Below are 13,975 nucleotides of genomic sequence, written 5' to 3'. Positions count from 1 at the left end.
CTACCGCAAGCAAATAGTAAAATTGATTTATTTTATTTCTTATTTGCTTATTATTACTATTTTTTTATTTATTTTTTGGATTATTCATTAATTATATGCCATCTATTTTTTAAACCAGTTTATTTTATTCATAATTGACGATTTATCCTTATTATATCCCTCTTCTTCATTGTAGAAATCCCGTTCCTCATTATTATCATATTCTTCTTTTTCATCGTTTCTTTTATTATATTCTTTTTCTCTCTCTTTTTTATCATCATGGTTCTTTTTATCCTTCTTTTTTTGTTCTAATTTTTCCCTATCCAACTCAAAATCTTCTTCTATTTTAATTACATGGTCTGCTATATTTTGAATTGCCGTGCTGAAACCAGGTTCTGCCCCTATTACTATAATCTTTTTACCGTGTTCCTTAGCCTTTCTAATTGCAGGGAGGAAATCTGCATCCCTAGTCATATAAACAATGGTATCAATGTTATTGTTGAATATGAGCTCTGTTCCCTCCACAGCCATCTCCACATCAACATCTCCTGCTGAGATTCTTGGCTCAAAACCTTGATTTGCAATAGCCTCGATTAATTTATCCGATGCATACTGATTTAAATAAACCCTCCCAATTATAATGCTTCCAAATTCATCTAAAACCTCTCTTATTTTATCCAAATCTATATTAAATTCCTTTCTCAACATATTTGGACCATCTATCAAAAGTGCCATTCTATCGGTTCCCTTTCTACTGCTCTTTTTCACATAAAATTTTTTTAAATTACTTAATTTTTCCCACATGTATATCACGCATTTAAATTATTCAATAATAAATTAAATATATAAACTTAAATATATCATCACATTGTGCAAATTAGATTAATAATTTAATACTTTTTCATATTTATCTTTAAATTCATTTAGGTTTTTTATGGTAGTATCCAGGGTGAGGGGTGTTAATGATATATGACCTTTTTTTCTCAGAACATATACATCTGTCCCCTCCTCTTCTTCCATTATTGGATAACCATCTATCCAGTAGTAATCCCTCCCTCTAGGGTCGGTTCTTTCTTCCACATGGGTGGTGTACATCTTTTTTGCCAATTTTGTAATTTCTATTGGCGTATTTTCGTCCGCATCCTCAGGGATATTTAAATTAATCACATCACATGGAAAATTACCATCGAGATATTTTTTAACAATCTTAGATGTAATTTTTGAAGGTGTGATGAAATCCACTGGTGTTTCCCCTTCCCTAAATTTCAAATGGTCAGCAGTAATTTGTAATGAACATGCGAGGGATTTTGCCCCATGGTGAGCCCCTTCAAATGCTGCCCCAAGTGTTCCAGAAGTCGTTATTTCAGTCCCTAAATTCTCACCCACATTTATGCCCGAAATAACTATATCAGGAATCTTTTTTAAGATTTTATAAATTCCCAATATTACGCAGTCTGTGGGAGTCCCTGAAACTGCATAACCGTAATCTCCATTAGAAAGTCTTGTCTTGGTTATCCTTAAAGGTTCAAATAGACTAATGGCCCTACCAACTCCGCTTTGCTGGTTTGTTGGAGCTACAATTACAACATTAGCATCTAACTCCTCCTTTAAAACAGATTTTAACGCCAGCAATCCATTCGAGTATATCCCATCATCATTTACCAAAAGAATATCCACCATATCATCACCAATGTGTTGTAAATAAACATAATTTGAATAAATATATAAATTATAATAAACATATCTTTATTAACTAAAATACAATAATATAATAATAATAGTTTATTGTCATGTATAATATAAATAATATTGGTGATTAAATGAAATCCATGGGATTTTATAGTCTCGTGTGCTCATTACACTTGCTGTTGAATAAATCTCCAATTTGAGCATAAAATCGAAAAGGTTTTCATATAATTGGAAGCAATTAAAAATTATTTCATATTTTTGCGAACCTATTGTTCTTTCAGAGCTCACTTTCGTTTCATTTGGTGATAACATGAAGAAGAGGAATATTACTGAGTTTCAAATACTTTCTGAAATTGTAAGAAAACAGCCACATATAAAACAGAAAGAAATAGCAGAAGTTTTAGGCATAACAGTTCAGGGAGTTTCTGAACATATAAGAAATCTTTTAAAGAAGGATTATATCAAATCAAGAGGTCGAGGGGAATATGTCCTTACAGATAAAGGAATGAGGGCGTTAAAAACATGGATTTCTGAGTTTAAAAATTATTTAAACGATGTAAATCAGGATATATATAGATATAAAGAAATATGGCCTGCCATCGCCTATGAAGATTTGAAAGAAGGGGATGAAGCATATTTATTCATGAAAAAAGGACATTTATACGCCTCAAAATCTATTAAATCAGAATCCACCGCAAAAGTTGTTGAAGGCGGTAAAAAAGGGGAAGATATCGCCATAACTGACATAACAGGCATGATAGAAATAAAAAAAGGAAAGGTTATTATATTAAAGATACCTCCAAAGGTTAAAGGAGGTTCTCAGAACGTGGATTACAATTTAATCAAAAACATATTTGATGAAAATAAAGATGCAGTAACAGCAAGTATGGGAACTATATCCTATGTAGTATCTAAAAAATTGGGTATCAATCCAGATATAAGATTTGCAGTTCCGGAAGGGGTTGTGAGTGCCTGCAATAGAGGTTGTGATGTCTTATGTCTCATTACTGGGAAGATGACTGAAAAGATTGTGAAGGTACTGGATAAAAATAAGATAAGTTATACTGTATTGGATACTGCAAAAAATACTGATGATGAATAAAAAATTAAAATAAATAATAATTAAAAAATTAAATAATAAATTATTAATATTAGTTTAATTAATTTTATACTGTTAATATTTAGTATTTAAAAAATAAGAAGTAAAACCATAAATGAATGTTTGCTTCATTATGGTTTATCAATATAGCGATATACATTATATAAATATACATTAGAAAAAAGATAAAAAAGAAGAAAAATAAAATAAAAATATAAAAATATAAAAAATAAATAAAAGATAAAAAAGGTGAAATCATGGAAATAAATGGTGTATTTATAGAAGATACATTTGCAGAAGCATTCCCAATATGGGTTTCAAGAGTTTTAATTACAGCAGCAACAGAAAGACTTGCAAAAATAGCAGCAACAGAAGCAACAGGATTTGGATGTTCAGTTATCATGTGTCCAGCAGAAGCAGGTATTGAAAAATATGTTCCACCAACAGAAACACCAGATGGAAGACCAGGATACATTATAGAAATATGCCACCCTAAAAAATCCGAGCTCGAACATCAGTTGTTGGAAAGATTGGGACAGTGTGTTTTAACAGCACCTACAACAGCAGTATTTGATGCTATGGGAGAAGATGCTGATGAGCAGTTAAAAGTAGGGTTTAAATTAAAATTCTTCGGAGATGGATACGAGAAAAAAGACAAAGTTGGAGAAAGAACAGTTTATAAAATACCAGTAATGGGTGGAGAATTCGTAGTTGAAAGCAAATTGGGTATTAAGAAAGGAGTTGCAGGAGGAAACTTCTTTATAATGGCTGACAGCAACATGACAGCTTTAACAGCAGCAGAAGCTGCAATAGATGCTATAAACGCAGTAGAAAAAACCATTACACCATTCCCAGGTGGAATTGTTGCATCAGGAAGTAAAGTAGGAGCTTCAAATCCAAAATACAACTTCATGGTTGCTACAACAAACCACAAAATGTGCCCAACATTAAAGGATGCTGTTGAAGATTCAGAAGTTCCAGAAGATGTAAATGGAGTTTATGAAATTGTAATCGATGGTGTTGATGAAGAAGCAGTTAAAGAAGCTACAAAGGCAGGAATTTTAGCAGCTACAACTGTTAAAGGAGTTAAGAAAATCACAGCAGGAAACTACGGTGGAAAATTAGGTAAATTCCAGATAAAATTAAGAGAATTATTTGAATAAATATTATATATTACATATATTATTTATATTATATACAATATTTTAATTTTTTAATTTAATATGGTGTTAAATACACGTTATCAAAATTTAAAAAATGAGCGATTTAAAATAATTTTAATAATATTGGGGGTTTTTACTTTGAAACCAAAATATGTATTAAAAAATGACATATTTGCAGAATTTACACTTAATAAGTCCTTTAATACATACAGGGGCAAGATTATAAAATCTGATTTCAATGGATTAATGGAAGGCATTGTGATGCTAAATAAAAAGAATCATTGTTATTTTTATCCTTTAAAAGCACTTCATATGATTAAACCAGAAAAATGCATCCCCATAAATATACTCCCAAAAACTTCCCTGCCCACAAATCCAAAAAACATACATACAAAAGAAGCACTTTCAAGGATTGTTGGACGAACTTTGAAGGTTTGCTACAACAACCCAAAAACAACCTACCTCGGGAGGCTTTTGGGGTTCACAAGAGGTGTGTTTTCATGGACTCTTGTTTTGGAAATACATGGTGAAGTTGTTATTCTAATAAACCCCAGTTATGTTATATATTACGGCACAAGATGGAACCTGCCAAAAAATAACCCACCATACAATCCTCCCATGCTCTTGAATCTAACAAAAACTACAAATCATCTGAAAAAATGCCTTTTAGATGATGTGCAACTTGAACTCAATCATCCAAGAATAAATATTGAAAATAAGGTTTATATTTACCCTCATGGCATTGTTTCAAGTGATGATTATTTAAAAGAGCAGGTCTCAGTATTCCTTAAAGAACATGGTCTTTATTTTAAGGACATTAAAAACAAAAACCAATATTGAATTATATATAAAATCTATTGAGTTTTTTGAAATAATATATACTATATATATTATATTTTAAAAAATAATAATTATTTCATTTATCCTATATATCTTAAATCATCTTCACTTGCAGGAATCTGCTGCTGTTGCAATGCCTCTTCTTCGAACTTTCTAATTTTTTCAAGGAACTTTTCCATCTCTTTTGCCCTTTCTTCAAGTTCTTTCATGCTAATCTCAAATCCAACAAACTTTGAAAGTATTTCCAATACTCTTCTTGCAGATTTTGGGTCTACCAAGTATCCAGGAGTTTCTCCCATAAGACATACCCCCTCAATGCCATTTAATTTTGAAAATGTGAGCATCAAACCAGCAGCTCCTATAATACTTCCACCATCCTGTCTAAATTCAGCACCGAGCTCGCTTATTTTATCGGCTAATTCTTTTGATGTTGAAGCTACATAAACTGTTGGTGTATCTTTTATCTGCCCTATGCCGAATCCCCCTAATGTATAGGTGATTTTTGCACCGTATCTTATACCAATTTCTACGATTTTTTGAGAAAGTTGATATTGGCCCGCAGGTGAAAGTGCTTGAGTATTTCCAAGAACTACGACCATGGGAACTGGTTCTTTTATTAAATAAAATTCATTATTCATAAATTCAACTGTTCCATCATTATTAACCAAAACTTGCGGTGGAAAATCATCACAATAAAGTTCTAAAACTTTTTCTCCATTAAATTCATGAATTAAATGTTCTGCGGCTATTCTACCTACATGACCTATTCCTGGAAGGCCCTCTATTAATATAGCATCTTTTAATGGCTCTGCATCTTTTATTATTTTTTCTATAATTTTTACCATAATATCCCCTCTATATTTTATTTTATAGTTATCCATTTGATACTATATATAATTTTATTTAATAAATTTAGATATGAATAGTTTGAACTTAACAATCCATTATGGTAATAAATTGGATAGCTATATGTCATAATCCCATAATATTTATATATACGACACACATAAATTAAAATGTTTGAAATTCGCGTGATTGGGGAGGGATATTGTGAAAAAATCAGACATTTTAGAACTAAGTTTTGAAGAAATATGTAATGTAGATAGACCTACACTGGGTAGGCAAGCTGATGTTTCATTGATTAGAGCACTCAAACTTTCAATTATTGAGTATTTGGGATTTAATGCAGCATCTAAGTTGTATTTTGCGGGAATGCATTTTGGAGAAAACATTGGTATTAAATCAATAGATGATATGAAAGAATTTTTTAAAGAATTGGGTATCGGAATTTTAAGCGTAGTTAGTGAGGATCCGTTAAAATTTAGAATCAGGGAATGTATCGATTGCGCAGGATTGCCTAATTTAGGTAAACCAATATGTTATTTTGAAGCAGGAATTATTGCTGGATGTTTAGAGTCCATATTGGATAAAAAAGTTAAAGTTGTGGAGACAAAATGTTATGCAAATGGAGATGACTGTTGTGAATTCGATGTTACTATCTTATCTGACCATGGTGATAATAAATAATATTTACGATAAACCGCCGGGAAAGCCAACGACTTCAGTCGTTATACAAAACATAGTTTTGTAAAATCTCTTACGAGATTGGATGAGAGGCGGACATTATATTGGCTAGTAAGTAGAGGTTGTCGAATAATTGAATTAGTAAATTTATTTGGTATCATATGTTAATACTAATATCCTCATTAGTGTTAATATGTTATGCACTATCGCTACTGCGATAGTGCTTTTACATCTGCTATCCGCCAACCTGTCATCTAATTTTAACCTGTTTTTAGTCTCCAGCCCTCCAAATATGGATTCTACTATCCCCCGAAGGCGATACCAATCCTTGTTAAACATGCTCTTAATGGTTTTTCTAACTTTGCTAATATGATACTTCCACTTGAATTCTTTTGTTTTAACTATTGGAGTGATATTGTGTTGTAGTAAATATTCAAACAATTCACAGCAATCATATCCTCCATCAGCCAGTAGATATTCATTATCTAAAAAATCAATCTGTTTAACCATTTCCAATAGGTTGGCACTATCGGAACTATAACCTCCGCCCCAACGGGCGGAGATTATTGGAATATATCCTTGTTCTGGATAGTATGATGCTAGAACATGCAATTTATCATGCACCAATCGTTTAGTACGTTTCCCTCCGTGAATGCACTCATAGTATAACCTATTTATGGAAACTCCTGTTGAGTCTGCCATATATAGTTTGTTGGAGGGCTGAGTTAGTAGATTATCTATAATTACATATGTAAAAGTAAGTAAGGTAGATAACCACCAGGTATCTATTCGCTTGAATGCTTTACCGTATGTGGAATGGTCAATATGTTTGTTATGTAATGTATTTGAGAGTGTCTCTAAATCCCTTAAACTTAGTTTGTAGATATGTTTTAATATTAGAACTACCACATATTCATTATAGGGTAGGGCAGATACCCTACCAACCTTTCGTCCTTCGGTAGAAGGACGATTCAGCATGTTTGTAATGGATAAAATCAACGTATAAGTAGTTCTTAGGTCGTATTTCTTATATCTAAGGTCGTATATTCTCCAGTATCCTTTTGTCTTAGGATTGGTCTTTTTCTTTTCTATTTTCTTTTTTATATTCCCCTTCATAACATGTATTATATGTTATTGATAATTTAATATTTTTCGACAACCTCTAGTAAGTAGTAAAATATAAATATATGAAGATTAGTAGTAAGTAACGCTACCAGTCCAAGTATCTATGGGTAGGGTTAGTGAAAACTCTACCGCTGGTAGTGGTTGGAAGTGCATAGCGTAGCCCTGAACCCATTAATGGGTAGGGGTAGTGGGCTTGGCCACCCGTGTAGGGTTAAACCCTACTAAAATTAGACGAAATCACTTCGTGATTTCGTTGCTCGCTTACTACCGTAAGCGAGAACCCAACGAGTTCACTCGTTGGAGTAGGTCAGACATTATTGGTATGTATTTTCTCATAAAACATACTCTAATGCATAAAACAACAATTTTGGAGTTGCTCTCTTTTTTCGCATAAATAATTAGACATTTTGATTGCCTTTCATCATCCGCCTGAGCTCCCATACATTATGAAATCCCCTTCTCTTATTCCTATTGGTTCCCCTAAATATCACCACATGTATGCCCAGTTCTTTACATATGGGGCATTCGCAGGATTCCCAAGGTTTATCTTTTAAAGTTTTATAATATTTTTCCCTTAAATTTTTCCCATCTCTCGAGTTTCTTAAAAATAATTTATCATATTCCATTACAATATCAAGAGTCTTATCTATATCAATCAGTCCCTTTTCATAATCTAACAGTGTTTTCAGAGCTCGGCGTTCTAACTCTTTTAAATACTCCATTGAATATCCTTTTTCCAATACTTTCTTCGTAGTTCTCGGATTTGAAGTATAGGGAACTCTTATAGCAGCATACCCTTTACCATCTTTCATATAATTTTGACCTGACCTTAACCATGCCTTTCTTAAAAATGAGGTGCTGTCCAAACTTTTAACTCCCAACTCTTCAAATTTTTTCAGAGCTCCTATTCTTACAACACCAAATAAATGGATTTTTATGTCTTCACTTATCACAGGCTGTATTCCATGAAGTATGTTCAATATAAATTCGGTCTTATAACCTACAAGACTTCCAAGAGCAATGTAATTATAACCCATATCAACAAGTGATTTAACGGAGCTCTTATAGGATTCCACATCATAACCCTGTGCTGTCCCAATGGGTATGTAGTTGTATCCTTTTTTATTGTGTAGTTTTAAAAACTTTTCAGCATTTTCCAAAGTAAGGTTTATCCTATAATCTTTCTCTTTTTGAGTAAGAGGAACTTTCTTTTTCTTTCCGTTTTCGTCTTTTATCGTTATTTTATCCACTACTAAATGGTCAGGAGCTACTCCATAATCAAAACCTAATTTATGGTATAATTTGGCAACATTTTCAACGCTGTAAAAGGGCAACGGTGGCTCTTTTTCATTTACATATCCAAATGCTCCACAGTCTCCCATTACTTCTAAATTTGAGTTTTTAGGGATTTTTAAATAATCCTTTATGCTCGTATGATTTCTTATTTTGTAAATTTCTTTTTTATTGTTTAATGAGATTTTAGACTTAAAAACGCTTAAACTAAATAAAATACCATCATAAGGGGGCTCTTTAAAAATTTGGTGAGCATACACATCATTTTCATAGGGATTCGTTTTATGTTCTTCTGAGTATTCATCATTTATAAAATCAAAATTTGGGTCTAATCTGTCTTCCCAGTCTGGTAAAAAATATCTTATCATTATTACACCGATAGGTAATAGTTAGTATAAATTTTATTAATTAATTAAATAATAAGTTATATTAGATTTATCATTGCCAGTTGTGTTATCGTTTGCGGTAGCAAGCGACCTAAAACCTACGGTTTTAAGTTGTCCTTCGCTTCGCTTGGACAAACAACAAAATCACGAAGTGATTTTGTCTAATATTCTATCCTTATTTAAAGGGGTTTTATCTCATATTTTCCCTTAACTGCGGGGCAACTCCATCTTAAATCGCAAACATCACAGGTTTCTTTGTCTGGCTTTTCTTTTTCATCAATAGTCCAATTGTTGTTTTCCTTGCAGTATTCTATTTTTTTAACAGTATTTGAAAAATCTTCAATTGCATCTTTAATTTTATCAATATTATTCTTATCGTTAAAATCAATCACATATTTCAAATAAGGGGGGCTCCCCTTAGTGAGCTCATTCATAAAATACAAAACACATTTTGAAGGGTAATTCCCGAACCTCTGTTTGTAGAGCTCGGCATAAACAAGCATTTGGTATTCATATCTTCTGAGTTTTTTCTTTCCCCAGTCTCGGTTTAAATCTGGAAATTTCATTCCTTTGTAATCCCATATTTCAATGCCTTCATTCCCTTCAACAACGACATCTATTACCCCGTATAGTATGTAATCCCCCATATCTGCCTGCAATCTTAACTCAGAATCAACAATCCTTGGATATAGTGTTTTCCCTTCCCTTTTATTAAATATTTTTAAAAGATTTAGTATTTTTTCCTCATTTTCCCTACTTTTTGGTTTAATACCTCTTGATTTTAAAACTTCATTTGCTTTTTTAAAGAGCTCCTCTACATCTTTATCTGTTGGTATTAAATCTTTTTCTCCAATTATTCCTTTATTTTTAAGCTTTACATTATGTAGATATTTTCCATGCAATCTGCTTAAAACCTGATGAATTAAGGTTCCATGCCATTCCTGAGTTTCCTGAGTATTGCTAAACCCCTTAACTGTGTTAAATCCATACTGCCTTTTACATATTTGAAAGGATAGTATATCTGCGGTAATGCTGTATTTTTGTTTTATTTTATCATTATCTTCTTCTTTTTTTATTTTTAAAGATTTATATTTGTTAAGCGTCTCAAATAGCACATTTTCACCAAATATTTATTTATAAAGTATTATTAGCACCATTCCCATTATAGAGGTTCTTAATATATCTTACAAGATTATTTGGTTTTCCTTTTATAAATCCATACAATTTGCTCTTATTCCTCTTTCTCTTTTCCAAATTTTCGGAGCTCCACAAATGTATGAGTCCATACTGAGCTCGTGAGTATGCCACATAGTGAAATCTTACCATGTCTTGATTAGTTTTTATGAATTGGTTAGTTGTAATTCTTTTAAAATCTGTGTATTCTGAAAATTCCCCTTCCAATCTTGCGCCTGCATCTGCTTCAGCCTTCCAATTCTCAACATATACGAAAACTATTGGAAATTCCAAACCTTTTGCCTGATGCACAGTCATAATAGGAAATTTCCCATCTGGAATTATTACTTCCTCATCCTCTAAATCGTCCATCCCATTTACAAAGTGCCCAACAAGAGAACCGTAAAAGTTTATTAACCACAAAGTGTCAATTTTTCCATCCTCTTCCGAATCAATTTTCAGAGCTCCCCTGCTTACCTCTGGATTATCCATAGGTATTGATGAATAACTATCAAATATTTGAGTGAGTTTTGCCAATCTACAACTTTTTTCAGTGTCATCCATCCACTCTGAAAAAGGACTGCATGCAAATATTTTATAAAGAATGTCTTGTATAGTTGCATTTGTCCAGTTCCCTGCTTTCATACTTTTGATTTTCTCGACAGATTTATCAACATATTCCTTTAATTCTAGATATTTATCTTTATTTTTTTCATATTCATTAAACCAATTTACAACAACGGAGCTTATATTTTCAGAGCTCAGTTTATTTTCCAGAACATACAAATCGTTATCTACAATAGATATGAATGCCCCCAATGCCAATTTTATTTCTTCTTGACTTAAAAAGTTCTTTGACCTTGGATTGTATGTTTCAATGCCCTTATTGGTTAATTCACTTACAGCATGTCCTATAAAGGTCTTTTCTCCTTTATAATCTATTTCCCTTGTGCTTTTGATTAATAACACACATTGGGAGTAATCCTCAATAATGCTATTTTCTTTAAAATATTTTACAGCATCTACAACCTTTTTTGCTAATTCTTCATCTTTTTCTTCTTTGAGATAGTTTAAAGCAGGATATGTTTCATTAATTGATTTTTCTGGTTTTAATGGTGGCTTACCTTTAACTCTTGCTTTTTCCATTTCAACATTTTTTAACTTCTCAAAGGATGTTATATAATCATTGCAATACTTTACAATATCCTTATGAGACCTATAATTTAAGTTTAAAAATATTTTATTCACATTCTCCTTTGGAATTCCCAACTTTTTCTCGCAGGAATCACCAAACCTTACCATACAATCAACAGTCCCGCCCCTAAATCTATACAACGCCTGGTCATCATCCCCTACAACACATAAATTTTTATTTTCAGTATGCTTTGCCAATTTAAAATATATTTCCTCTTGAATAGGATTTGTATCTTGGTATTCATCCACCATAATATATTTTAATTCTGGATTGTGCCCACCACCATTTAAAAATAAATCCCCGTCCTCAGAATCTAAAAATTCTAAAAATTTTAACTGCACAGTGGCAAAATTGCATAGTTTAAATTCTTCCAATTTATCAATGAATTTTTCATATTCTTCTGCCAATATTCTGTGGTGTTTTTTAGAGCTCACCTTCATTTTATTCAAATCCAACCTATCCTCTACAATTCTATTAAATAATGTAATAGTTGCCTTAGCCAATCTTGCCTTATCTTTGGTATCAATGTACCATTCTTTATTATCTGCGTTCCATTTTTTAACCAAATATTGAAATTTTTTCCATAATTCTTCTTTATAGAACTCCCCGTTCTTTACGAGCTCGCAGTGATTATATATAAAAAGATAATTTTCCATCTCATTCATTAGTTTGTAATTTTCATAATCAATATACTTATATTCCTTCATAATATCAGAGCATAAACTGTGAAGTGTTCCAACTCTCAAGCTATGAATATCAATGTTGAGCTCCTTTAATTTTGGATGTATATCACATAGTTTATTTGAATAATTTAAAATTCTATTAAATAGATTTTGGGAAGCCTTTTTCGTAAATGTGGTTAATATTATGGATTTTGGATTTACACCATCCACATAAATAAGCTTTAAAGTTCTTACCACTAAAACCTCAGTTTTACCGGAGCCAGGACCTGCTACAACCCATAGTGGATTATCCTTGTGAAGTATGGCATCTTTCTGTTTGGTGTTGAGCTCATACCCCAATATATTTTCAATAGAGTTTATAAATTCATTTAGTTCCAATGTCATATTATCACTATTCTGCATTTTATTTTATTTATCATTATTAATGGATATTAACCATTTTTTCAATTGTTGAAGCCTCTCCCCAATCATGCCCTCAATCCAGTGAGTGTTGTATTTTTGTAGGAGCTCCCTACATTCACTATCAAATGCCTTTTCGTATGTTGCCCCCATGGTGATAAATATTTCATCGTAGTTGTTATTTTTTAGAACTTCTTTTAATTTTGATTTAACACTATCTTTTAATTCTTCCGCCCTTTTTGAAGTCATTAATTGGTCGTAATAATCAATTATTTCATTGGAATCTATTAAACCGTATTTTGCAGATAATATTAAAATATCTAAATTTTTATTATCTTTTAAATTAAAATTTTTTCTTAAAACTCTGTAATACATACCATCGTAGAGCTCTATTGCAGGAGCTCGGTCAATGTTCTTTTTAGTTTTTGAACATGATAAAATTAATAAATACTTCTTTCCCATAATCTCCCGTTTATTTATTTTATTTTTTTATTTTAAAACTATTTTTTTATACAGTTTTACGAGCTCCATAATATGGCTTTCTTCATCCTCAGAGATATTTAATACATCTTTCACCCTATTTGCTATATAGCACTTACCAAAAAACAATGCCATGGCACTTGTGAAGTTGTGAGCTCTCCTTTTTTTCGCCTTATCAAAATCTATGATGTATATTTTATTAATATTTTTGTTGATGATAATATGCTTTCCCCCTTGAATCTCTGTGTGGTCTATTTTATGTAAATCGAGCCTTAAACACTGTCTAAGAGTTTCTTCAATAATCCATAAAAGTTCTTTTTTATCAATATCATTTTGGTTCATATAGTCCTTTAAGCTAATGCCCTCTGCAAATTCCATAATAAGAAAATCCTCTGAAAAATTATAAACTATCGGGGCTACTCCAAATTTGTTAATTTCTTTTAAAATGCTTCCTTCATGGTGGATTGTATTTTTAGCCCCAACTCTCGGCACCTTAACTGCAACTAATTTATCATCCATTAAACCTTTAAAAACTACTCCCCGATGCCCTTTACCTACAAAATCTATTAATTTTATGTTATTTTCTTTTAATATTTTGTTTAGCATCTCCCAATCTACTAAATTATGTATTATAGGATGATTTTTAAATTCGTTAATAATTCGAACCGAAGGTTCGAGCAACAAAACCCTTTGGGTTTTGTCTAATTTTAAATTGTTAATGTTGGTGCAGTTATCTCCATTTTTATCCATAAATTCACCAAAAAATTGAATTAAAATTAAAATATAAACTTCAATACAATCCAAAGCAGTATTATGAACAAAAATCCCATTATCGCCAATTTAAAGGCGGTTTTTATGGCAGATACTACTATCTTTATCATTACAATCAATATCAATATTACTAAAATCGCCGTTATTATATGTTCTATTATCATTATCCCACCTTT

The 13,975-nt window shown here is 31.7% G+C and carries 14 protein-coding genes; 4 read left to right on the top strand and 10 right to left on the bottom strand.

Features of this window, described 5'->3' with window-relative positions; genetic code table 11:
• Window positions 1–102: 102 nt before the first annotated feature.
• Together Mjas_RS08115 and surE are read right to left on the bottom strand one after the other, a co-directional pair.
• On the bottom strand, window positions 103–783 hold the full coding sequence (locus Mjas_RS08115; RefSeq protein WP_421077653.1) for a TIGR00288 family NYN domain-containing protein: 681 nt from the start codon (window positions 781–783) through the stop codon (window positions 103–105).
• A gap of 78 nt (window positions 784–861) precedes the next feature.
• Window positions 862–1,659 (bottom strand): 5'/3'-nucleotidase SurE, encoded by a 798-nt coding sequence (gene surE / locus Mjas_RS08110; protein ID WP_421077652.1) that lies wholly within the window; start codon window positions 1,657–1,659, stop codon window positions 862–864.
• Between the two features lie 319 nt (window positions 1,660–1,978).
• Between surE and Mjas_RS08105 the strand changes: the two genes are divergently transcribed.
• From Mjas_RS08105 to Mjas_RS08095, 3 genes are all read left to right on the top strand, one after another.
• Entirely contained in the window at window positions 1,979–2,770 is a 792-nt protein-coding gene (locus Mjas_RS08105; RefSeq protein WP_421077651.1) for a winged helix-turn-helix transcriptional regulator, read from the top strand.
• A 254-nt stretch (window positions 2,771–3,024) separates the two neighbouring features.
• Window positions 3,025–3,930, top strand: coding sequence for a formylmethanofuran--tetrahydromethanopterin N-formyltransferase (fhcD, locus tag Mjas_RS08100; protein ID WP_421077650.1), 906 nt, complete (start codon window positions 3,025–3,027; stop codon window positions 3,928–3,930).
• Between the two features lie 138 nt (window positions 3,931–4,068).
• The gene (locus Mjas_RS08095; protein WP_421077649.1) at window positions 4,069–4,770 is read left to right on the top strand and encodes a hypothetical protein; all 702 of its coding nucleotides are present in this window, start codon (window positions 4,069–4,071) and stop codon (window positions 4,768–4,770) included.
• Between the two features lie 80 nt (window positions 4,771–4,850).
• Here the strand turns inward: Mjas_RS08095 and Mjas_RS08090 are convergent, their stop codons facing one another.
• Window positions 4,851–5,615: a proteasome assembly chaperone family protein gene (locus Mjas_RS08090; RefSeq protein WP_421077648.1), complete on the bottom strand. Its 765-nt coding sequence runs from the start codon at window positions 5,613–5,615 to the stop codon at window positions 4,851–4,853.
• Window positions 5,616–5,820: 205 nt separating this feature from the next.
• On the opposite strand from Mjas_RS08090, the gene Mjas_RS08085 reads away from it, so the two are divergent.
• Window positions 5,821–6,297, top strand: a complete 477-nt coding sequence (locus Mjas_RS08085; protein WP_421077647.1) for a V4R domain-containing protein — start codon at window positions 5,821–5,823, stop codon at window positions 6,295–6,297.
• A 144-nt stretch (window positions 6,298–6,441) separates the two neighbouring features.
• Here the strand turns inward: Mjas_RS08085 and Mjas_RS08080 are convergent, their stop codons facing one another.
• The 7 genes from Mjas_RS08080 to Mjas_RS08050 all read right to left on the bottom strand — a co-directional run bounded on the left by Mjas_RS08080 (window position 6,442) and on the right by Mjas_RS08050 (window position 13,963).
• On the bottom strand, window positions 6,442–7,410 hold the full coding sequence (locus Mjas_RS08080; protein ID WP_421077517.1) for a transposase: 969 nt from the start codon (window positions 7,408–7,410) through the stop codon (window positions 6,442–6,444).
• A 407-nt stretch (window positions 7,411–7,817) separates the two neighbouring features.
• A complete protein-coding gene (gene dpdA, locus Mjas_RS08075) occupies window positions 7,818–9,080 on the bottom strand; it encodes a tRNA-guanine transglycosylase DpdA (RefSeq protein ID WP_421077646.1) in 1,263 nt (420 codons plus the stop codon).
• Window positions 9,081–9,277: 197 nt separating this feature from the next.
• Window positions 9,278–10,213 (bottom strand): PD-(D/E)XK nuclease family protein, encoded by a 936-nt coding sequence (locus Mjas_RS08070; protein WP_421077645.1) that lies wholly within the window; start codon window positions 10,211–10,213, stop codon window positions 9,278–9,280.
• A gap of 19 nt (window positions 10,214–10,232) precedes the next feature.
• Window positions 10,233–12,533, bottom strand: a complete 2,301-nt coding sequence (locus Mjas_RS08065) for a UvrD-helicase domain-containing protein (RefSeq protein WP_421077644.1) — start codon at window positions 12,531–12,533, stop codon at window positions 10,233–10,235.
• Between the two features lie 24 nt (window positions 12,534–12,557).
• Window positions 12,558–13,010 (bottom strand): peroxide stress protein YaaA, encoded by a 453-nt coding sequence (gene yaaA, locus Mjas_RS08060; protein ID WP_421077643.1) that lies wholly within the window; start codon window positions 13,008–13,010, stop codon window positions 12,558–12,560.
• Between the two features lie 27 nt (window positions 13,011–13,037).
• The gene (locus tag Mjas_RS08055) at window positions 13,038–13,778 is read right to left on the bottom strand and encodes a serine/threonine protein kinase (RefSeq protein ID WP_421077642.1); all 741 of its coding nucleotides are present in this window, start codon (window positions 13,776–13,778) and stop codon (window positions 13,038–13,040) included.
• Window positions 13,779–13,804: 26 nt separating this feature from the next.
• Entirely contained in the window at window positions 13,805–13,963 is a 159-nt protein-coding gene (locus Mjas_RS08050; protein ID WP_421077641.1) for a hypothetical protein, read from the bottom strand.
• Between the last annotated feature and the right edge of the window lie 12 nt (window positions 13,964–13,975).

Origin of the sequence: Methanothermococcus jasoni (assembly GCF_049075655.1) — an archaeon.
Taxonomy (GTDB): domain Archaea; phylum AGJL01; class Methanococci; order Methanococcales; family Methanococcaceae; genus Methanofervidicoccus.
The sequence above is the reverse complement of the archived record's forward strand: the minus strand, read 5'-3'. Positions and strand labels throughout refer to the sequence as shown.

What these genes read in the sequence shown, in the direction of transcription:
- Mjas_RS08115 (WP_421077653.1), bottom strand. Translation starts at nt 783, where the DNA reads ATGTGGGAAAAATTAAGTAATTTAAAAAAATTTTATGTGAAAAAGAGC.
- surE (WP_421077652.1), bottom strand. Translation starts at nt 1,659, where the DNA reads ATGGTGGATATTCTTTTGGTAAATGATGATGGGATATACTCGAATGGA.
- Mjas_RS08105 (WP_421077651.1), top strand. Translation starts at nt 1,979, where the DNA reads ATGAAGAAGAGGAATATTACTGAGTTTCAAATACTTTCTGAAATTGTA.
- fhcD (WP_421077650.1), top strand. Translation starts at nt 3,025, where the DNA reads ATGGAAATAAATGGTGTATTTATAGAAGATACATTTGCAGAAGCATTC.
- Mjas_RS08090 (WP_421077648.1), bottom strand. Translation starts at nt 5,615, where the DNA reads ATGGTAAAAATTATAGAAAAAATAATAAAAGATGCAGAGCCATTAAAA.
- Mjas_RS08080 (WP_421077517.1), bottom strand. Translation starts at nt 7,410, where the DNA reads ATGAAGGGGAATATAAAAAAGAAAATAGAAAAGAAAAAGACCAATCCT.
- dpdA (WP_421077646.1), bottom strand. Translation starts at nt 9,080, where the DNA reads ATGATAAGATATTTTTTACCAGACTGGGAAGACAGATTAGACCCAAAT.
- Mjas_RS08065 (WP_421077644.1), bottom strand. Translation starts at nt 12,533, where the DNA reads ATGACATTGGAACTAAATGAATTTATAAACTCTATTGAAAATATATTG.
- yaaA (WP_421077643.1), bottom strand. Translation starts at nt 13,010, where the DNA reads ATGGGAAAGAAGTATTTATTAATTTTATCATGTTCAAAAACTAAAAAG.
- Mjas_RS08055 (WP_421077642.1), bottom strand. Translation starts at nt 13,778, where the DNA reads ATGGATAAAAATGGAGATAACTGCACCAACATTAACAATTTAAAATTA.
- Mjas_RS08050 (WP_421077641.1), bottom strand. Translation starts at nt 13,963, where the DNA reads ATGATAATAGAACATATAATAACGGCGATTTTAGTAATATTGATATTG.